Genomic DNA, 17,953 nt, shown 5'->3' with positions numbered 1-17,953 from the left:
CGCTCAGCCGGCCGGTGCGATGTGGTGGCGAACGATGCCGCGAATCAGCGCGGCGTCCTCGGGGCTCACCTTCGCGTAGATGGCCGGCGCGGCGGCGCGTTCGGGGTCGCCGGTGCGCAGCATCAGCTCGGCCCAGTCGAGCAGGCGGCGCGTCGAGAACGCGCTCGACAGGTCCTCGCGGGCGAACGCCGCGCGGCAGTCGGCGGCGACCGCGGCGAGCGTCGTGGCGAGTGCGCGCGTCATATTCGGCGCTAGCGTTCGCATCAGCACGTCGGCTTCTTCGGCGGGCGTCAGATAGTCGAGCAGGTACACACGCCAGCGATCGAGAAACGCCTCGTTCATCAGATTCGCGCCCTGATACAGATGGCGGAACTGACTCATCGCGCCCACTGCGTTCGCCGTCGCGAAAAGCCGGAACGAGGGATGCGGCGCGACGATCTCGTTGCCTTTCTCCTTCAGCACGAGGCGGCCATGCGGTTCGAGCACGGCGGTGAGGGCGGCGAGAATCGACGGCTCGGCAAAATCGATTTCGTCGACGATCAGCCACAGGCCGTCGCGCATCGCCGTGGGCAGCACGCCGTCGACCCACAAGGTCTCGCCGCCCTTGACGGTCCAGAAGCCGACGAAATCGCCGACCGTGGTCTGCCCGTTCATGTTCGAGCGCAACACGCCGTGACGCGAGCGCGCCGCGATCTGTTCGATCAGGCTGGTTTTGCCCGCGCCGGTGTGGCCGATCAGCATCACGCGGCGATTCTCGGCAATGTCCTGGATGATGTCGTTAAAGCGCGCGGGAAACAGATAGGCGGGATTGACCGGCGGCACCAGCGCACCGCCGACGCCGCACGGCACCTCGACCTCGGCAATACGCACGGTCTCGCCGGTGCCTTCGCGCGGCAGTTCCCTCGCCGCCGACATCAGCGCCGCGACCCGCCGCAACTCCGGCATGAAGGCGATGCGCGCGTTTGCAGCGGAATCGTTTGCGGTATCGTCCGCGTCGATCGCGAAGCCTTCACGGCGCCATTTCTTCAGCTTCGCGCGCAGATTTTCCGCGTCGACCACCAGATCGATATCCACCGTACCCGTGCCGTCGGCATCGTCGGCACCATGTTCGAGGCGATAGGTTTCGGGCCGGTCGGCCAGGCTGACGCGCCACCATTCCGCGCCGGTTTCCGTCACGCGTTGGTAGAGGCCAAGGTGTTCGTCCTCATTGTCGTATTCGGTCAGTTCGGGCGCGTCGTTCATGGCGAGGAAGAATGGTCGATAAACGGAAATGTATTTCGATTTGGCTCAAGCCGAATGACCGACTATCTTATCTTGGGCGGCTTTCGATCTCCTGTGAATTATCGGGCGTGGCGCGCAGTGTGTTTTCGGTTTCATCCGCCGTCCGCTTTGCCACCGCTTGAGCCCCTATCGCGACAGAAAAAAACCACGGCAAAACAATGAGACTATCCACCCGATTGATGACCGCTCTGGCACTCGTCAGTCCGCTGGCATATGGCCAAACCAGCGTGTCGTTATATGGCCGCCTCGACGGCGGCATCGAATACCTGAATCACATCAACGATGGCGCGGGCGGCAGTGCGAGCCGCTGGCGCGCGGAAGGCGGCAACTGGGGCACCAGTATGCTGGGCCTGAAAGGCAATGAAGATCTGGGCGGCGGGCTCAATGCGATCTTCAACCTCGAAACCGGTTTGCAGGTGATGGACGGTACGACCAGCGGCGGGCGGTTGTGGTCACGTCGTGCGTTCGTCGGTTTGAAGAGCGAGCAGTGGGGCACGCTGCAGGCCGGGCGCAATCTGTTCATCGATAGCGACGGCGTGTGGGAATTCGATCCGTTCGTGCAGCAGGCGTTTTCGTCGGCCTCGCTCGTACGCGGGCGCAACTGGCAGCAGACCAACAACAACATCGAATATAAAAGCCCGGTGTTCTGGGGCTTCGACGTGCAGGGGCAGTATTCGCTCGGCAATCAGGCGGGTGCGTTCAACAGCGGCGCGCCGGGCGAATTCGGCCGCTCGGACGGCATCATGCTGACCTATCACTCGCCGCTGTTCGACGTGCGCGGCATCTACGACGAACTGCGCGACAGCAACGGCCACTTCAGCAACATCTTCCAGGCGTCGCGTGAATATTTCGTCGGCGCGAACGTGCATTTTGATGCGATGAAGATTCAGGCCGCCTATACCCATTACTCGGCGCCCGACTCGCCGGCCGGCGTCGCCGATACCGCCGATCACTACTGGTTCGGCGCCACCTACAACGCACAATCGCGCTGGGCGGTCACGGCGGGTGGCTACTACATCAAGGTCGGCGACGGCGGAGGCGACGTCGCGCACGATCCGTCCGGGCACGCGATGATGTACGTGCTCGGCACGACCTACAACCTGTCGAAGCGGACCTTCCTGTACGGCACGGTCGGCTATGTGCGCAACGGGAGCAACTCGAACTTCTCGCTCGAAGCCGCGCCGCGCGATTCGACCGGCAATACGAATCCGCTCGTCGGCGAGTCGCAAACCGGTGCTTACGTTGGGATGATGCATCAGTTCTGATGCGCTTTGACGTGGCGCTTTCGGCGCGTCGTCGTCAGTTCGCGTGTCGGCTCGATCCACGCCTGCGAGTTCGACTGAGTTCTCCACCGGCAGATTGCATCGGCGGCGGCTTGGCAGGCGGATCGCCTTCAGGCTCGCGAGAAGGATCGCTGGTCGGATCGTCGGGCTCCGGATCGGGATCGGTGGCCGGTGGCGGGGGTGCGTCGGGCTCGATCTCAGGCGGCATCGGCGTATGCATGCACAGCCCGCGCACGTGACGGGCGTCGCGGATACGAACCCGCGTACTCGCTGAATTCATCGCGTCGTTCTCCATGTGGATCACCTGACACGGACCCACGCAACTCTCATGCCTTCTCCGGCGATTCCGCACCAGACGCGGGTTCACGTCGCGTGGAACGGCTATTGCTCGATTCCGGCACACGCGTTGCCATCAAAACGGGCGCGCATCGCATACGACACATCTGGCGCACTGAACGTGCAGGAACGAGGACAACCCATGGCGCGACACAAGGCCGACGTCGCTGACGATGACTTCGAGATTTTTGCCAGCTATCACGGAACAGGCGACGGCCGTTACGTAGGTGGACTGAAGGTAGTCAGAAAAGCGGACAGAAAACTTCTGTTTCCATTCGACGGTGCACCGGAAATCGGGCCCTACGCGACCGCGGACGAGGCGCGGCGGGCCGCGATCGACTACGGGCGCGAGATTGTCGCTGCGGACCGCGCAGCGCCGGAAAAGTGAGGGGCGCGGATTGAGCGCAGGCGGCGTGTGGGCGCTGCAGGTGGGTAAGGGCGGACGAGAGGGCGGACGAGAGGGCGGACGAGAGGGCGGACGAGACGCAGACTGCATCCCGCTTGCACCCGCGCCTCAAGGCATGCCGCCAGGCGACGGCGAAATCGTGCTGCCGCGGCCTGGATCGTCCGGATGCTCGTCGGGTAACGTGGGCTGCGCGGCCAACGGCGGATGCGATCGATAGCAACTATCGATCGATGTATCGACGAGACAGCGTTGGAATGCGTCCGCGTCGTTCTTTTGCGCGAAGGTGTAGAGCGTGCGTTCCACCTGCACTTCGGTGTCGGACACGCGAATTGTCGTGATCGTCATGACGTTCTCCTTTTTACAAAAAACTGGCTCAGACCTGCAGCCTTGGCGCCGCAACGGCTGTGCCCAATGGAGGCGCTCGTGCGGCCGGCGCTGGCCTTGCGCGTTCGATGCGGTTCGATACACAGAGGGACCGGATGTTGCTGCATCGAACATGTGCCCCAATCAAAAGGAGAGTGCCATGCAGGACGCCAACCCGACCGAACGCCCCGACACACCGGCCATGTCGCCGGAAACGAAGGCGCGTAACAAGCCGAGCGGCACTCACTACGTCGAACCGAGTCCGCTTGGTATCGAGCCGGTTGAGCAAACCGGCGTGGACGAACAAACCAATCCGCCGCGCTCGGGCGATCGGCCGGCGCAGACCGCGGAAGTGCCGCTCGGCACGGGCGCACATGCGGAGCCGCCGGGCGGTGGCGGCCGCGAATCGCAACGCAAGCGCTGACGCGGCGCGCTGTGTTCACGTTGCTCACGTTCATACACCGCAGTCCGTGTGGAAAACCGAAACTAGGAGAGCCGTATGCAAGCGGATAACGAAGCCAGCAACCCCGGCGACGAAGGGCCCGGCGATGCGCCCGGCGTCGGCGAAGACCTTTGCGCAGCGTGTCACGGCACCGGCAAAGTGGAGGGCAGCCGCTGCGCGGTGTGCGGCGGCACGGGCAAGGTGCTGCAAGGGATCGGCGGCGGTTGAGCGTTCGCTGACCGCGTAGCGCTTCGTCGCAGGCGATATTTCCTGCAGGCGATATATCCTGCGATACCGTACGCGCTGCGCGAAAGGCACTGAGCGGACAGTCTGTCTGCCACGTGTTTCCTGGCGAGCATCATGCGATAGATACACACGCGTCCGGCGCTCGTATGGCACCTCATGGAGGTCTGCATGAACGCGCCCGTGCGGGGCAGGCGCGTTTTATGCTGCACCACTTCAGGATGCGCTGACGCTGCCGCCGGCCCTGAGGCATTCACAACCGTCTCGCGAGTTTCCCCTGCGACGAGACCCATCGGCGGCAGCCTCACCCACACACGCGACCCCTCACCACCGGCGCCGCAAGCATCAGCAAGCACAGGAGCCAACATGTTCAATGATTCGAAACACGGATTCGATGCGGCTCGGACCGGGTACCAAGTCTTCATGCTCGAGCCGCACGACTGGGTGCCGAACAACCGCAAGCTGCCGGTCGTGGTTTACCGCCGCGCACTGGCGCCCGACAGCGGCAATCTGGCCGATGCATTCGAAATGCTGTTCGAGCGCAACGACTGGCCGCCGCAATGGCGCGACGGCATTTTCGATTACCACCACTTCCATGCGACCGCGCACGAAGTCCTTGGCGTATGCGGTGGTTCCGCTCAAGTGATCGTCGGGGGGCCGGGCGGCAGGGTGGTGACGATTTCGGCGGGCGATGCGCTATTGCTGCCCGCAGGAACCGGCCATTGCCTGCAATCATTCGAGCGGCATTTTCAGGTGGTGGCCGGTTATCCGGAGGGGCAGCAGTGGGACATCCGCCGCGAAGCGCTGTCGCCGGAAGAACTCCGGGCGATGGAAGCATTGCCGTTCCCGCCGCTGGACCCGATCGACGGTAGGCAGGGGCCGCTCGTCGAGCACTGGCTGCATGCGGCCTGAGGTTCGAGGCTGATGCGAAGCGCCGCGCGCGTTGCGATTTCGGTACGCGTTTTGCTGCGCCTGCGCGGTGAGGCAAAGCGCGCATGCGGTCGGCACCACGCGCGAAAAAATGAGCCGCCCTCGCAGCGCCCTCGCAAGGCCCCTGAAAGATCCGCCGCCTCCCACGCAACCGCATACACGATCCCGCATGTAAAGCCCCGTGCAGAGTTGCGTACATCGGTGCATCATCGGTAAGCCTCGCTGCGGTTCCTCATGCGTCATTCCGTTCCATCCCCCCGGTTCGCCGGCACGCTCGGTCAGTGCGTCGCGGCCTCTTTCCACCGCCAAACAAGGAGTGTTCCATGCAAAACGATCCCGCCCTCGATCAGCTGTGCATCAACACGATCCGCACGCTATCGATGGACGCTGTGCAGAAGGCCAATTCCGGGCATCCCGGTACGCCGATGGCACTGGCCCCGGTCGCCTATCATTTGTGGCAGAACCATTTGCGCTACGACCCGGACGAGCCGCTGTGGCCGAATCGCGACCGCTTCGTGCTGTCGGTCGGACATGCGTCGATGCTGCTGTATTCGCTGCTGCATCTGGCGAGCGTCAAGGCCGTGGACCACGACGGCAAGCTGACCGGCGCGCCCGCCGTCTCGCTCGACGACATCGAGCATTTCCGCCAGATCGACAGCAGGACGCCGGGCCATCCCGAGTTCCGGATGACGACCGGCGTCGAAACCACCACCGGTCCGCTCGGCCAGGGCCTTGGCAACAGCGTCGGCATGGCGATGGCCGCGCGCTGGCATGAGAGCCATTTCAACCAGGCGGATGCGCCGCTGTTCGACTACCGTGTCTATGCGCTCTGCGGCGACGGCGACATGATGGAAGGCATCTCGCACGAAGCGGCGTCGCTGGCCGGTCATCTGAAACTGTCGAACCTGATCTGGATTTACGACAGCAACCGCGTGACGATCGAAGGTCACACCGACCTCGCGTATAGCGACGACGTGGAAAGCCGCTTTCGCGGCTACAACTGGCACACGCTGCATGTGGACGACGCGAACGACGCCGCCGCGCTCGAAGCGGCCGTCGTCGAAGCGAAGCGCATCACCGACCGGCCGACGCTGATCGTGGTCCACAGCATCATCGGCTGGGGCGCGCCGAACAAGCAGGACACGTCGGCTGCGCACGGCGAGGCGCTCGGCGTCGAGGAAGTCGCGCTCGCGAAGAAGGCCTACGGCTGGCCCGAGGACAAATTCTTCTACGTACCTGATGGCGTGCACGAACGTTTTGCCGCGGGCATCGGTGCGCGCGGCAAGGCGGCGCGCGCCGAATGGCAGGCGAAGTACGACACATACAGGAAAAAGTATCCGGACCTCGCGCGCGAATTCGCGCAGATGGAAGCGCATGAATTGCCGGCAGGTTGGGATAGCGACATTCCGGCTTTCGACGCGGACCCGAAGGGTGTCGCCTCACGCGAATCGTCGGGCAAGGTGCTCAATGCGATTGCCGCCCGCGTTCCCTGGATGATCGGCGGCGCGGCCGATCTCTCGCCGTCCACCAAAACGAATCTGAAATTCGAAGGCGCCGGCAGTTTCGAAGCCGATAACTACGGCGGCCGCAATCTGCATTTCGGCATTCGCGAACATGGGATGGGCGCGGTGGTGAACGGGCTCGCGTTGTCGAACCTGCGGCCCTACGGCTCGACCTTCCTGATTTTCAGCGACTACATGAAGCCGCCGATCCGGCTCTCGGCGATCATGGAAGTGCCGGCCATTTACGTGTTCACGCATGATTCGATCGGCGTCGGCGAAGACGGTCCGACGCATCAGCCGATCGAACAACTGGCCTCGCTGCGCGGTGTGCCTGGGTTGACGGTGCTGCGTCCGGGCGATGCGAACGAAGTCGCCGAGGCATGGCGCGTGGCGCTGTCCGATGCGAAGCGGCCGGCGTGCATCGTCGTGTCGCGCCAGCCGTTGCCGACGCTCGACCGCAGCCGCTATGCCGCTGCCAGCGGCGTGCGCAAGGGCGCCTATGTGCTCGCCGATGCGCCGGCCGGACAGAAACCGCAGGTGATTCTGATTGCGACGGGCAGCGAACTGTCGCTGTGTGTCGACGCGTATGAGAAGCTCAAAGGCGAGGGCATCGCGGCGCGCGTGGTGTCGATGCCGTCGTGGGATGTGTTCGAGCGTCAGGACGAGGCGTATCAGGAGTCGGTGCTGCCCGCCGACGTGGACGCGCGGGTGGCCGTCGAACAGGCGGGCACGCTTGGCTGGGACCGCTATGTCGGCCGGCTCGGCGCTCAGGTGGTGATGCATACGTTCGGCGCGTCCGCGCCGCTTGCCGATCTGAAGAAGAAGTTCGGTTTCACGCCGGAGAAGGTCTATGAAGCGGCGAAGCAGCAGATTGCGCGGGTTCAGTCGAAGCGGGGTTCGGCGTAACGTGCGAGCAGGTGCGTGAGGCGGGATGAGTGGCGAGAGGAACCGGCGGTGCGGCAACCATCCACCGCCGGTTCTTTATTTGCAGCGGCCCGCCGCCGCATTTTCCTTATTACACGCTCGGGGTTCGTGACGCGCGATCCATTCGGCGCCCGTCAATTGGCCGGAATCGTCACCACCGGCGCTTTGCTGCTCGTATCGGCTTCCGCCAAAGCCATCAGATTCTGCACGACCGTGAATGCATATTTCGAGTCGAAGTCGTTGCGCTCGACCCAATACATCGACGACCCATAGGCGATCGTCACATACGCATTGTCGGGCGCGTTCTTGCCGGAGTGGATGATGATCGTCGGCCGGGTCTCGCCGCCGATCAACCCGACGGTGGGTTTGGTCGAGCCGTCGCTGATGCGCTCGAGCGGCACCTGCACCTGCGCGCCGAGATCGGTCAGGATGCCGAGCACCGAGCGCGTCACCATCGGAATGCGGTCGCCTTTTTGCGAGGTCGACGACGGCCCGTAGACGATCTGATAAGTCCGCGTATTCGACGACAGCCGCAGCAGCTTGCGCACGCGCGCCACGTCGGCGGCAGTTTGCGACGACTCGCCGCTGGTGGTCGCGCCCATCACGAGGAACACGCCCATCGGCCCGCTCTGGCCGTCCTTGCCTTCCGCCTGACGTGACTCGACGTTCAGCTCGCCCGCCAGTTGCAAACGGCGCAGAGCCTGCAGCAATTCGAAGAAGCCCGGCGCGCCCGCGCTGTTCTCGCCGCCGAGCGCATTGCCGTTCTGCAGCCCGCCCACCGATTGCGCGGTGATGCGCAACAGCAGATCGATCGGAATGCCGCCTTCGGCAAGCGGCAGTACCAGCGCCGGCGCGAGTGGCCGGATATACGCGGACGCGAACGCTTCGCCGGTGGTCGGCGTGAAGGTGAAGGTCGGGTGGTTCGAATAGGACACGCTGCCGGATGCAAGCGCATAGTTCGGCATGCTGCCGGAACCGGCGTTGGCGGTGGCGCCGCCGGTGGTGTCGAAGGTATACGCGGCGATGATGTTGCTGACGGTCAGAAAGGCCGGCGCGTCGCCGTAACGCAGGCCGATCACGGCGGCGAGTATCGTGCGTTTCTTCGCATCGCCGAGCGCGCGCGCGTAGTCGACCTGATCGGCCTTGAGGCGGGAGGGCCCGATGTGCACGCACGCGGAAGTGAGGCACGCGGCGCACAACGCGACGGCGACGGAAGCTGTTCTGATCATGGCGGCGAAAAGGGCGGACGGCAATCCGCTGAAGAATGGGCCCGCAACGGCGGTAGCAGGGCGCATTCCCGCGTGAGCCGCGCACGGGGTCGTTTTTCCGTTTGAGCCGATGAGCAGGCGGATTGCGCTAGCATGCGGCCCGTGAATCGCCACCCAGGATTGGCCGGCAACGTGCAAGATTTGCACGAACGCTCCTCGGATACATCGTCAGGCACGACGCGGACGGCTTTCGACGCGGTGGAAGGGAGGTGCTTTCCCACGGTATATCGATCAACCGTGTTGTCGCATCAGGATCCGATCGCGTCCTTCGCCGCGGCGTGATCGCCCGCTTCGAGTGTGCTGTGATAGGCGCGCGACTGCATTTCCGCAAGCCGGCTCAGCGTGCGCGACAGATCATGTGCGCCTTCGAGTCCGCTGAGCGCCGCCGCGAGCGGCTGATCGGAGGCGATGAACAGCGTGCGTTTGCGGTCGTAGAAGATATCGATCAGCCAGACGAGCCGCTGCAGCGTATGCGCTTGCGTGAGCCGGGAGGTGTGCAGGTTATCGAGAATCAGGCCGCGCCATTGCTCGGCGAGGTCCAGATAGTCGAGGTGCGAGCGGCTTGCCACGCACAGAGTGTCGAAGTCCGCCCACAGCAGCGCCGCACCCGCCGCGCGTGCCGCGAGCGGCCGGCCCGCCGCGCTCAGCGTGATCGGTTCGACACTGCGATCGCCTTCGTGGCGCGTGAAAATGTGCCGCAGCGCGTGCTGACTGGCCGTGTCGAGTGGCGCGAAGAAACGCGGCACCTCGGCTTCTTCTCCACCGAAGCGGTAGTCGCGCGCGCCGTCGAAATGAATCACCGTGAAAGAGCGTTTGATCTGTGCGATGGTCGGCAGAAAACGCTCGTGAAACTCGGGGTCGGGCAGCAGCGCGTCCGGTGCGTAGTTCGAGGTGAGCACGATGCGCGTGCCCTGGGCGATCGCGGTATCGAGAAAGCGGCCCATCAGGAACGCATCGGCGATATCGTGCACGTGGAATTCGTCGAAACACAGCAACTCGACGCCGTCGAGCCATTGCCTCGATACCGAGCCGAGGCGGTCGTCGCCGCGCGGTTCGCTCACGAGCCGCCGGTTCATCTCACGCAGAAATTCGTGGAAATGCAGACGCCGCTTGCGGCAGTTCGCCAATTCGAACGCCGTATCGACGACGAGACTCTTGCCGCGTCCGGGCAGCCCATGGCAATAGACGCCTTGCGGTGCGGATGCGCCGCCGGCGTTCGCTTGCCGTGCTCGCTGAGTGCCGGCTAATGAGACGAGTGCCGCAATCGCGTCGCGCTGGCGAGCGTCGGGCGTGATGCCGCGAGCGGCCAGCTTGCGCGTAATCCGGGCTTCGTCAAGCATGGGCGAGAGTGCCGGTGCGCGGCGCGGCGAATGGCGCGGCCAGCCGCGTGGCGGCCGATGACGGGAAAACTGCGGCGATGTCGTTGAGCATGACGTGACGGCGGGCGATGAGCGCGCCATTTTAGCAGTCATGTCCGCGGACACCTGCCGCCGTCAAACCTGCTGCCGGCTCAACACGCGCTGCAATTCGCGCGGATCGACCGGCTTCGTGAAGTGATGATCGAAGCCGGCGTCGATCGCGGTCTGCTTGTCCTGCTGCTGCCCCCAGCCGGTGACGGCAATCAGCAGAATGCCGGCCTCATGGTGATCGCGCCGCACACGCCGCGCCACTTCATAACCGTTCAGAAGCGGCAAACCGATGTCGAGAATCACCGCGTGCGGCTCGAATTCGGCGATCAACGCCAGACCGGCGATGCCGTCGCCCGCAGTGCGCACTTCGTGACCTTCGAGTTCGAGCACCATCGCGAGGCTGTCGGCGGCATCGGCGTTGTCGTCGACGATCACAACACGCATGCCGCCCGCGTGGGTAGTGTCGGGCGCGGGGTGGTCGGTGGGCGCCGCCGCGCCGCCCGATAGCGGGAGCCTGATCATGAACTCGCTGCCCGTGCCCGGCCCGGCGCTGAATGCGGCGACAGTGCCGCCATGCAACTCCGCCAGCCCGCGCACCAGCGCGAGGCCAATGCCGAGACCGCCCTGCGAACGATCCAGTGCGGGTGCCAGTTGAGAGAACATTTCGAACACGCTGTTCAAGTGTTCGCGCGGAATGCCGATGCCGGAATCGCGCACGACAATGACGGCTTCATTGCCCTCGCGCTCGGCCGCGAGCGAGATGTTGCCGCCGGCCGGCGTGTATTTGGCCGCGTTGTTCAGCAGGTTCAGGATCATTTGCGAAAGACGGGTGGGATCGGCATCGAGATAGAGCGGCTCGCGCGGCAGCGTCACGCTCAAGTGGTGCGACGAAGCCTGCACGGTGGGGCGCGCCGCTTCCATCGCGGATTGCATCGCGCGCGCGAGTTCGAGCCGCTGCTTGCGCAGTTCGAGCTTGCCTTGCGTGATGCGCGACACTTCCAGCAAATCGTCGACCAGATGCGTCATGTGCTGCAATTGCCGGTCGAACACGTCGCGCGACCAGCTCAGTTGCGGATCGGCGAATTCTTTCAGACGCAGAATTTCGAGCACGTTGCGCATGGGCGCGAGCGGATTGCGCAATTCGTGCGCGAGCGTGGCGAGGAATTCGTCCTTGCGGCGGTCGGCCTTCGAGAGTTCGAGATTGAGCCGCTGTAGCTGCCGCTCGGCGCGCCGGCGTTCGGTGGTGTCACGGCTCACGCAGACCGCGCCGTAGATGTCGCCGCGCGCATTCGCGAGCGGCTTGACGACGGTGTCGCACACGCCGCGCGTGCCGTCGCGCCGCACGAAGGTGAGTTCGCCGCGCCATGTGCCGTCGGCGGAGAGTGCGGCGAGCGCTTCGCGGCGGATGCGCAGCGCGTCTTCCGGCGGATGGAAGATGGCGATGGGCTTGCCGAGAATCTCGCGCATGCGATAACCGAGCATGCGCTCGCCGCCGACGTTGAAGTCGGTGATGTTGCCGCGCAGATCGGTGATGACGATCGCGTCGCTCAGATGCTCGAAGATCGCGGCCTGGCGCAGCAGCACGGTTTGCGCTTCCTTGCGCTCGGTGATGTCGAGGCCGAGCCCGTAGATCGTCAGCGGTTCGCCGTTGCGGTCGTAGGTGGCGCGCCCGCGGCCTTCCATCCAGCACCAGTCGCCGCTCGCATGCATGAAGCGGAATTCGGCGACGTAGTCGTCCGCACTCGCTACCGCACGGTCGACGGCTTCGTTGAGTCCGGCCAGGTCGCCCGGGTGAATCAGTTCGAAAAAACCGCCGGGCATGTTCGCGAAGCGGCCTTCGGCGTAACCGGCGAGCGCTTCGAGTTCGCGGCTCCACCAGAACTTGCCCGACTTCGGCTCGTGCGACCACGCACCCATGCGCGCGCCGCGCATCGCGAGACTGAGCACGTCGCGGCTTTCCTGCAACGCTTTCTGCGCCAGTTGATGCGCGGCCACCGACGCCTCGGCATTGCGCCGCGCGAGCAGCAGTTCCTGTTCGTACTTGTGACGATCCGCGACGATCAGCACCGCCACTTCGAAGTAGCTCGTCTCGCCATGACGGCGGCTCACCGCGTTGAGCAGCATCGGCACCATCTGGCCGTCGCGGTGGATCATGTTCAGCTTGACCTCGGCCACCGAACCCTGCATTTGCAGCAGCGGCGCCCAATGGGTCTGATAGAACACCTTGCCGCCCGCGCTCAGCAGGTCCTGAATGTGCTTCACACCCGCGAGCTCCGTGCCGCTATAGCCGAGCCAGCCGCAGAAGGTCGCGTTGACGCGTTGTATACGGCCGTTGGCGTCGGTCACGAGCAGGCCGCACGCGGCGTGCTCGTAGAGCGTGTCGGCTGACGGCTGCAGGTGGTCCGTGCTGTGCATCGCGTTACAGGCTCAGCGGCTCGAGAAAGGCGCTCACGGCCGCCGAACTGGCGCCGGGCGAACTCAGGTGCGGACAGTGGCCGACATTGTCGATCACATGCAGCGTGCTGCGCGGCATCACCCGGTGCATATATTCGCCGACCGCCTGCGGCGCGATGATGTCGTCACTGCATTGCAGGATCAGCGTGGGCGCGGTGCTGCGCGCGAGCAGCGCGCGGTGATCGGACAGAAACGTGACGCGTGCGAATTGCCGTGCGATTTCCGGGTCGGTGCGGCAGAAACTGTTGGTCAGTTCGATGCCGAGTTCCGGTTGCTCCGGCGTACCCATGATGGCCGGCGCCATCGTGCTCGACCAGCCGAGGTAGTTGCTCTCGAGGGTGTGTAGCAGGTCTTCGATATCGTCGCGCGTGAAGCCGCCGATGTAGTCGCCGTCGTTCACATAGCAGGGCGACGGGCCGACCATCACATGCGCGGCGAAGAGCTGCGGCGCCTTGAGACTCGCAACGAGGCCGATCATCGCGCTCACGGAATGGCCGACGAATACGACCGGCTCGTCGGCCACTTCTCGGATGATGCCGATCAGGTCGTCGGCGTAGCCATCGAGCGAATCGTATTTGTCGACGTCGTAAGCGGCGAGATCCGACGAGCCGCTGCCGACGTGATCGAACAGCACGGTCCGGTAGTCGTCATGAAACAACGGCGCGAGGTATCGCCACATGGTCTGATCGCAGCCGAAGCCATGTGCGAGCACCATGATCCGTTTGCCGTGACCCGAAATATGTACGTTGTTGCGCTGGATGATGCTCATTGTCGAGTCCTGAGGTCCGCGGGGAATGACGCGGCGAAGGAGCCCGCGACGGCGCCGGGCCCGCATCCATGGATGTTACCGCAGTCTCGCCGTCAGACCCAGTGCGAGAGGCGTGCGGGATACGTTTCGCGCCGCCCTGCACGCAGTGCGCCGGGTTGGTGCGAGCGGATTCAACCGGTTTCGATTTTCGGCTGCAGCGCCTGAAGCGGTTCGCGGCCGAATCGTTCGTATTGCGAAATCACCTGAGCGCCGAACAACAGCAGCGTAGCGAGCCATTCGAGGCTGAGCAGCAGCACGATCGCCATGGTCAGCGACCCGTACACCACGCTGACCTGAGACAGTGTCGCGAAGTACCACACCAGCACGTGCCGTGTGATTTCCCACAACAGGGCCGCGACCACGCCGCCCAACAGCGCATGTTTGACCGAAGGCCGCCCGACCGGCATGACCAGGTAGATGGACGTCAGCACGAAGATCTCGCCGGCGAGTCCGAGCAGATACAGCGCCACCCGCGACGGCCCTTGCAACGAGACATGCAGGCCGAACAATTCGACGCCCTCGGCGCCGAGCGTTTCCAGCGCGCTCGACACGCACGTGACGATCAGCAGGCCGATGCCGAGAAACAGGATGTAGCAGTACGGCAGCAGCGCCGAGATCAGGAAGTGCCTGCGCCGGATCACGACGCGGTGGACGAAGATCAGCGACATCGCGTTTTCGAGGACGGTGAAGGCGAGCGAGCTGAAGAAGATCATGGTCAGCAACAGCACCCAGCCGATCACCGCGCGATGGTCAAGGAAATTGGCGAGTTCCTGCACCAGCGCATTCGACTGCCCGGGCACCAGCCATCGAAGCAGATGGGCGAGCGACGCCAGCAGCAGGTGTTGCGGCACCACCCGTGACAGCGCGATGACGATCAGGATCAGCAGCGGTACGATCGACAGCAATGCGTAATACGCGACCGCGCCCGCGAGCAGCAAACCCTGGTTCGCCCGGAATGCCTTGAGCGTTTGCAGGACGAAGCGGCCGGGGTGTTTCGCGATATACAGCGCGTGCGGGTCGAGGATGATGCGCATGGGGCCTCGCGGTGCGAGTCGGGCTCTGCCGGCTGGCAGCCAGTATCGACGCGCCTGCTTGCTCTATATACCGTAAGCAGGCACGCAACGCAAACCATGCGCGCGTCGGGCGCGTGTCAGGAATGCAGTTTGCTTGGTGTTCGGGCCAACGTGAGCCAATCCGAGTCGACGCGCACGATGGCGCTCATGGCGCTTTACATCAGCAAGCGACCGGCCCGCCACTCGCCGGACTTCAGGAACTCCTCGATGAACCTGCCGGAATATCAATCGAACCTCGGGTTGAGCAAAACGGACCTCGTCGTCGCGCGGCCGGAGGGGCTCTATTGCGAGGCCGGCGATTTCTATATCGATCCGTGGCGGCCGGTCGAGCGTGCGGTGATCACGCATGCGCACTCCGATCACGCGCATTTCGGGCATCGGCATTACCTCGCTTCGCAAGCGGGGGCGAACGTGTTGCTGTCGCGTTTGCCCGGCATCTCGCTGCAGACGCTCGCGTATGGCGAGGCGCTCGCGATCGGCGGCGCGCGCGTGTCGCTGCATCCGGCCGGGCATGTGCTCGGCTCGTCGCAAGTACGGATCGAACACGCGGGGCGCGTGTGGGTCGCATCGGGCGATTACAAGCTCGACGCCGATCCGACCTGCGACGCGTTCGAACCCGTGCGTTGCGATACCTTCATCACCGAATCGACCTTCGGCTTGCCGATCTATCGATGGGACGCGCCGCAGACCGTGTTCGACGGCGTCGATTCATGGTGGCGTCACAATGCGTCCGAAGGACGCGCGTCGGTGCTGTTCTGCTATTCGTTCGGCAAGGCGCAGCGCGTGCTGGCGAGCGTCGATGCGGCAATCGGCCCGATCTTCTGCCATGGCGCGGTGGAACCGCTCAATCGCGCGTATCGCGCGGCCGGTGTGCGCTTGCCGCCGGTCGGCCTGGTCGGCGAGATACCCGCCAAAGACAAGGTGGTGTTCAGGCAGGCGTTGATCGTGGCGCCGCCTTCGGCGCAAGGCAGCGCGTGGCTCAAACGCTTCGGCGACTATAGCGACGCGTTCGCGTCGGGCTGGATGCGCCTGCGCGGCGCGCGCCGCAGACGCGGCGTCGATCGCGGTTTCGTGCTGTCGGATCATGCGGACTGGCCGAGCCTGCAAACGGCGATTCAAGCGAGCGGCGCGCCACGCGTGATCGTCACGCATGGTTCGGTCGAGCCGATGGTGCGATGGTTGCGCGAGCAGGGCCTCGAAGCGGGCGCGTTCGACACGCAATACGGCGACGACAGCGTCGAGGCCGACGCCGCGGGCGCTGACGAAACCGCTGCGGCGCGCAGCCCATGAAACGCTTCGCCGCCCTCTATACCGCGCTCGATGCCACCACGTCCACGCATGACAAACTCGAAGCGCTGACCAACTACTTCGCCGTGGCCGAACCGGAAGACGCCGCGTGGGCGTCGTATTTCCTCGCGGGCGGCAAGCCGCGTCAATCGGTACCCACGCGCCTTCTGAGCGAGATTGCCCGCGAGCGCGCCGGCTTGCCGCCATGGTTGTTCGAGGAGTCGTATCACGCGGTGGGCGACCTGGCGGAGACCATCGCGCATATCTTGCCGCCCGCGCAACGTACGTCGGAGCTGGGCCTCACGCAATGGATCGAGCAGCGCGTGCTGACCCTGCGGGGCGTCGCGCCGGAAGAGCTGCGCACGCGCTTGCTCTGCTATTGGGACGAACTCGATTGGGGCGGCCGCTTTTTGCTGACCAAACTGATCGGCGGCGGATTCCGGGTCGGCGTCGCACGGCAACTGGTGGTCAGGGCGCTCGCGGAAGTGGCGGGCGTCGATCACAAACGGATCGCGCAACGCATGGTCGGCTGGACCGATTCGCGGCAGAAGCCGGACGCGGCGCGCTATCTGCGACTGATCGCGCCGGAAGCGGGTAGTGGCCATCGGCACGACGCGCAACCCGGCGAGCCTGCACTCGCGCAGCGTGACAGCGATCTCGGCTTGCCGTATCCGTTCTTTCTCGCGCATCCGTTGCAGGCCGCTCCGGCGACACTCGGCGATCCATCGCGGTGGTTGATCGAATGGAAGTGGGACGGCATTCGCGCGCAACTCGTCAAACGCGGTGGGCGTGTCTGGTTGTGGTCGCGCGGCGAGGATCTGATCACCGATCGCTTTCCCGAAGTGGCGGCATTGGGGGAAGCATTGCCGGACGGTTATGTGATCGACGGCGAAATTCTCGCGTGGGAGCCGGGCGCCATCGCGCCATTGCCGTTCGCGCGTCTGCAACCGCGCATCGCCCGCAAAACATTGACGAAAAAAATCCTCGCCGATTCACCCGCCACGTTGCTCGCTTACGATCTGCTCGAAGCGCAAGGCGAGGACTTGCGCATGACCCCGCTCGCCGACCGGCGTGCACGGCTCGATGCATTGGCCGCTACCGTCGACGGCACGCTCGCGCGCGATCTGTTGCGGGTGTCGCCGCTCGTCAGCGCGCCGGATTGGCAGACGCTCGCGGCGTTGCGTGAAGAGAGCCGCGCGCGCGGCGTTGAAGGGCTGATGGTGAAGGAGCGCGAGTCGATGTACGGCGTGGGCCGCACCAAGGCATCGGGCACATGGTGGAAATGGAAAATCGATCCCTATGCGGTGGATGCGGTGCTGGTTTATGCGCAACGCGGTCATGGCCGCCGTGCGAGTCTTTACACCGACTTCACGTTCGCGGTGTGGGACGAAGCGAATGGCGTGCGCACTCTCGTGCCATTCGCCAAGGCCTACTCGGGTCTCAACGACGAAGAGATGCGCAAGGTCGATGCCATTGTCCGTAAAACCACCATCGAAAAGTTCGGTCCGGTGCGTAGCGTGACGCCTACGCTCGTGTTTGAAATCGGCTTTGAAGGCATTCAGGCAAGTTCGCGCCACAAGTCGGGCGTGGCGGTACGTTTTCCACGCATGCTGCGCTGGCGTACCGATAAACAGATCGACGATGCCGATACGTTGAGCATGCTCAAAGGCTTCATCGACGATCGTGCGGGATAACCCGCTGAGCGCAAACCCCTAAAACGTTGCCGCTTTTTCGGCGCGCTTCCTCGCTTATTCTGTGTGTATGCCGACGCTGCCGCTGCGAGTGACAAGCGCGCAGCGATTTTTCGTCAAGGCTGCAGCGTCGCATTCAGCCGAATAAATCAAACGGCCGAAGAAGTGTCGTGTGATGCACGCGCCAAGGGCGGCATGCACGAGAGAAGTGCGCTGTATCGACGGCGCGCACGTGAGATCTCCGCGCGCTCGT

Annotated in this window: 16 protein-coding genes; 8 read left to right on the top strand and 8 right to left on the bottom strand. The window is 64.5% G+C overall.

The features are described 5' to 3' along the window. Positions 1-3 precede the first annotated feature (3 nt). Entirely contained in the window at positions 4-1,242 is a 1,239-nt protein-coding gene (locus tag PQQ53_RS18565) for an AAA family ATPase (RefSeq protein WP_408148151.1), read from the bottom strand. Between the two features lie 197 nt (positions 1,243-1,439). Here PQQ53_RS18565 and PQQ53_RS18560 point away from each other — a divergent pair, with 197 nt between their 5' ends. Beyond that, positions 1,440-2,546, top strand: coding sequence for a porin (locus tag PQQ53_RS18560; RefSeq protein WP_476119397.1), 1,107 nt, complete (start codon positions 1,440-1,442; stop codon positions 2,544-2,546). 34 nt (positions 2,547-2,580) lie between these two features. On the opposite strand, the gene PQQ53_RS18555 is transcribed toward PQQ53_RS18560, so the two are convergent. Further along, positions 2,581-2,859: a hypothetical protein gene (locus PQQ53_RS18555; RefSeq protein ID WP_408325209.1), complete on the bottom strand. Its 279-nt coding sequence runs from the start codon at positions 2,857-2,859 to the stop codon at positions 2,581-2,583. A 183-nt stretch (positions 2,860-3,042) separates the two neighbouring features. Here PQQ53_RS18555 and PQQ53_RS18550 point away from each other — a divergent pair, with 183 nt between their 5' ends. Continuing rightward, the gene (locus PQQ53_RS18550; RefSeq protein WP_408148194.1) at positions 3,043-3,288 is read left to right on the top strand and encodes a DUF6723 family protein; all 246 of its coding nucleotides are present in this window, start codon (positions 3,043-3,045) and stop codon (positions 3,286-3,288) included. A 126-nt stretch (positions 3,289-3,414) separates the two neighbouring features. On the opposite strand, the gene PQQ53_RS18545 is transcribed toward PQQ53_RS18550, so the two are convergent. Further along, positions 3,415-3,651 carry a hypothetical protein gene (locus tag PQQ53_RS18545; RefSeq protein ID WP_408153291.1) on the bottom strand — a complete coding sequence of 79 codons (237 nt, stop codon included), beginning with the start codon at positions 3,649-3,651 and terminating at the stop codon, positions 3,415-3,417. A 178-nt stretch (positions 3,652-3,829) separates the two neighbouring features. On the opposite strand from PQQ53_RS18545, the gene PQQ53_RS18540 reads away from it, so the two are divergent. The 4 genes from PQQ53_RS18540 (at position 3,830) to tkt (ending at position 7,692) form a co-directional block, all read left to right on the top strand. Beyond that, positions 3,830-4,093, top strand: a complete 264-nt coding sequence (locus PQQ53_RS18540) for a hypothetical protein (RefSeq protein ID WP_408148144.1) — start codon at positions 3,830-3,832, stop codon at positions 4,091-4,093. A 75-nt stretch (positions 4,094-4,168) separates the two neighbouring features. After that, positions 4,169-4,339, top strand: coding sequence for a hypothetical protein (locus PQQ53_RS18535; RefSeq protein ID WP_408148142.1), 171 nt, complete (start codon positions 4,169-4,171; stop codon positions 4,337-4,339). A 381-nt stretch (positions 4,340-4,720) separates the two neighbouring features. After that, positions 4,721-5,266: a cupin gene (locus PQQ53_RS18530; RefSeq protein ID WP_408325208.1), complete on the top strand. Its 546-nt coding sequence runs from the start codon at positions 4,721-4,723 to the stop codon at positions 5,264-5,266. A gap of 341 nt (positions 5,267-5,607) precedes the next feature. Continuing rightward, the gene (gene tkt, locus PQQ53_RS18525) at positions 5,608-7,692 is read left to right on the top strand and encodes a transketolase (protein ID WP_408325206.1); all 2,085 of its coding nucleotides are present in this window, start codon (positions 5,608-5,610) and stop codon (positions 7,690-7,692) included. A 152-nt stretch (positions 7,693-7,844) separates the two neighbouring features. Here tkt and PQQ53_RS18520 read toward each other — a convergent pair whose 3' ends face one another. The 5 genes from PQQ53_RS18520 to PQQ53_RS18500 form a co-directional block, all read right to left on the bottom strand. Then, positions 7,845-8,939 (bottom strand): hypothetical protein, encoded by a 1,095-nt coding sequence (locus PQQ53_RS18520; protein ID WP_408148136.1) that lies wholly within the window; start codon positions 8,937-8,939, stop codon positions 7,845-7,847. 287 nt (positions 8,940-9,226) lie between these two features. Next, complete coding sequence (gene zapE / locus PQQ53_RS18515; RefSeq protein WP_408325204.1) at positions 9,227-10,318, bottom strand: cell division protein ZapE; 1,092 nt, start codon at positions 10,316-10,318, stop codon at positions 9,227-9,229. Positions 10,319-10,471: 153 nt separating this feature from the next. After that, on the bottom strand, positions 10,472-12,802 hold the full coding sequence (locus PQQ53_RS18510; protein ID WP_408148132.1) for a hybrid sensor histidine kinase/response regulator: 2,331 nt from the start codon (positions 12,800-12,802) through the stop codon (positions 10,472-10,474). Between the two features lie 4 nt (positions 12,803-12,806). Beyond that, the gene (locus PQQ53_RS18505; protein WP_408148130.1) at positions 12,807-13,610 is read right to left on the bottom strand and encodes an alpha/beta fold hydrolase; all 804 of its coding nucleotides are present in this window, start codon (positions 13,608-13,610) and stop codon (positions 12,807-12,809) included. A gap of 170 nt (positions 13,611-13,780) precedes the next feature. Then, positions 13,781-14,683, bottom strand: coding sequence for a YihY/virulence factor BrkB family protein (locus PQQ53_RS18500; protein WP_408148128.1), 903 nt, complete (start codon positions 14,681-14,683; stop codon positions 13,781-13,783). 246 nt (positions 14,684-14,929) lie between these two features. Between PQQ53_RS18500 and PQQ53_RS18495 the strand changes: the two genes are divergently transcribed. Continuing rightward, a complete protein-coding gene (locus PQQ53_RS18495; protein ID WP_408325203.1) occupies positions 14,930-16,012 on the top strand; it encodes a ligase-associated DNA damage response exonuclease in 1,083 nt (360 codons plus the stop codon). Then, positions 16,009-17,703: an ATP-dependent DNA ligase gene (locus PQQ53_RS18490; RefSeq protein WP_408325201.1), complete on the top strand. Its 1,695-nt coding sequence runs from the start codon at positions 16,009-16,011 to the stop codon at positions 17,701-17,703. The genes PQQ53_RS18495 and PQQ53_RS18490 overlap by 4 nt, the downstream gene beginning before the upstream one ends. Positions 17,704-17,953: the final 250 nt, after the last annotated feature.

Source organism: Paraburkholderia strydomiana, assembly GCF_046030495.1.
GTDB classification, from domain to species: Bacteria; Pseudomonadota; Gammaproteobacteria; order Burkholderiales; family Burkholderiaceae; genus Paraburkholderia; species Paraburkholderia strydomiana_A.
The sequence above is the reverse complement of the archived record's forward strand: the minus strand, read 5'-3'. Positions and strand labels throughout refer to the sequence as shown.

Excerpts from the sequence above, each read along its gene's own strand:
- PQQ53_RS18565 (WP_408148151.1), bottom strand. The coding sequence starts at position 1,242 with ATGAACGACGCGCCCGAACTGACCGAATACGACAATGAGGACGAACAC.
- PQQ53_RS18560 (WP_476119397.1), top strand. The coding sequence starts at position 1,440 with ATGAGACTATCCACCCGATTGATGACCGCTCTGGCACTCGTCAGTCCG.
- PQQ53_RS18555 (WP_408325209.1), bottom strand. The coding sequence starts at position 2,859 with ATGGAGAACGACGCGATGAATTCAGCGAGTACGCGGGTTCGTATCCGC.
- PQQ53_RS18550 (WP_408148194.1), top strand. The coding sequence starts at position 3,043 with ATGGCGCGACACAAGGCCGACGTCGCTGACGATGACTTCGAGATTTTT.
- PQQ53_RS18545 (WP_408153291.1), bottom strand. The coding sequence starts at position 3,651 with ATGACGATCACGACAATTCGCGTGTCCGACACCGAAGTGCAGGTGGAA.
- PQQ53_RS18540 (WP_408148144.1), top strand. The coding sequence starts at position 3,830 with ATGCAGGACGCCAACCCGACCGAACGCCCCGACACACCGGCCATGTCG.
- PQQ53_RS18535 (WP_408148142.1), top strand. The coding sequence starts at position 4,169 with ATGCAAGCGGATAACGAAGCCAGCAACCCCGGCGACGAAGGGCCCGGC.
- PQQ53_RS18530 (WP_408325208.1), top strand. The coding sequence starts at position 4,721 with ATGTTCAATGATTCGAAACACGGATTCGATGCGGCTCGGACCGGGTAC.
- tkt (WP_408325206.1), top strand. The coding sequence starts at position 5,608 with ATGCAAAACGATCCCGCCCTCGATCAGCTGTGCATCAACACGATCCGC.
- PQQ53_RS18520 (WP_408148136.1), bottom strand. The coding sequence starts at position 8,939 with ATGATCAGAACAGCTTCCGTCGCCGTCGCGTTGTGCGCCGCGTGCCTC.
- zapE (WP_408325204.1), bottom strand. The coding sequence starts at position 10,318 with ATGCTTGACGAAGCCCGGATTACGCGCAAGCTGGCCGCTCGCGGCATC.
- PQQ53_RS18510 (WP_408148132.1), bottom strand. The coding sequence starts at position 12,802 with ATGCACAGCACGGACCACCTGCAGCCGTCAGCCGACACGCTCTACGAG.
- PQQ53_RS18505 (WP_408148130.1), bottom strand. The coding sequence starts at position 13,610 with ATGAGCATCATCCAGCGCAACAACGTACATATTTCGGGTCACGGCAAA.
- PQQ53_RS18500 (WP_408148128.1), bottom strand. The coding sequence starts at position 14,683 with ATGCGCATCATCCTCGACCCGCACGCGCTGTATATCGCGAAACACCCC.
- PQQ53_RS18495 (WP_408325203.1), top strand. The coding sequence starts at position 14,930 with ATGAACCTGCCGGAATATCAATCGAACCTCGGGTTGAGCAAAACGGAC.
- PQQ53_RS18490 (WP_408325201.1), top strand. The coding sequence starts at position 16,009 with ATGAAACGCTTCGCCGCCCTCTATACCGCGCTCGATGCCACCACGTCC.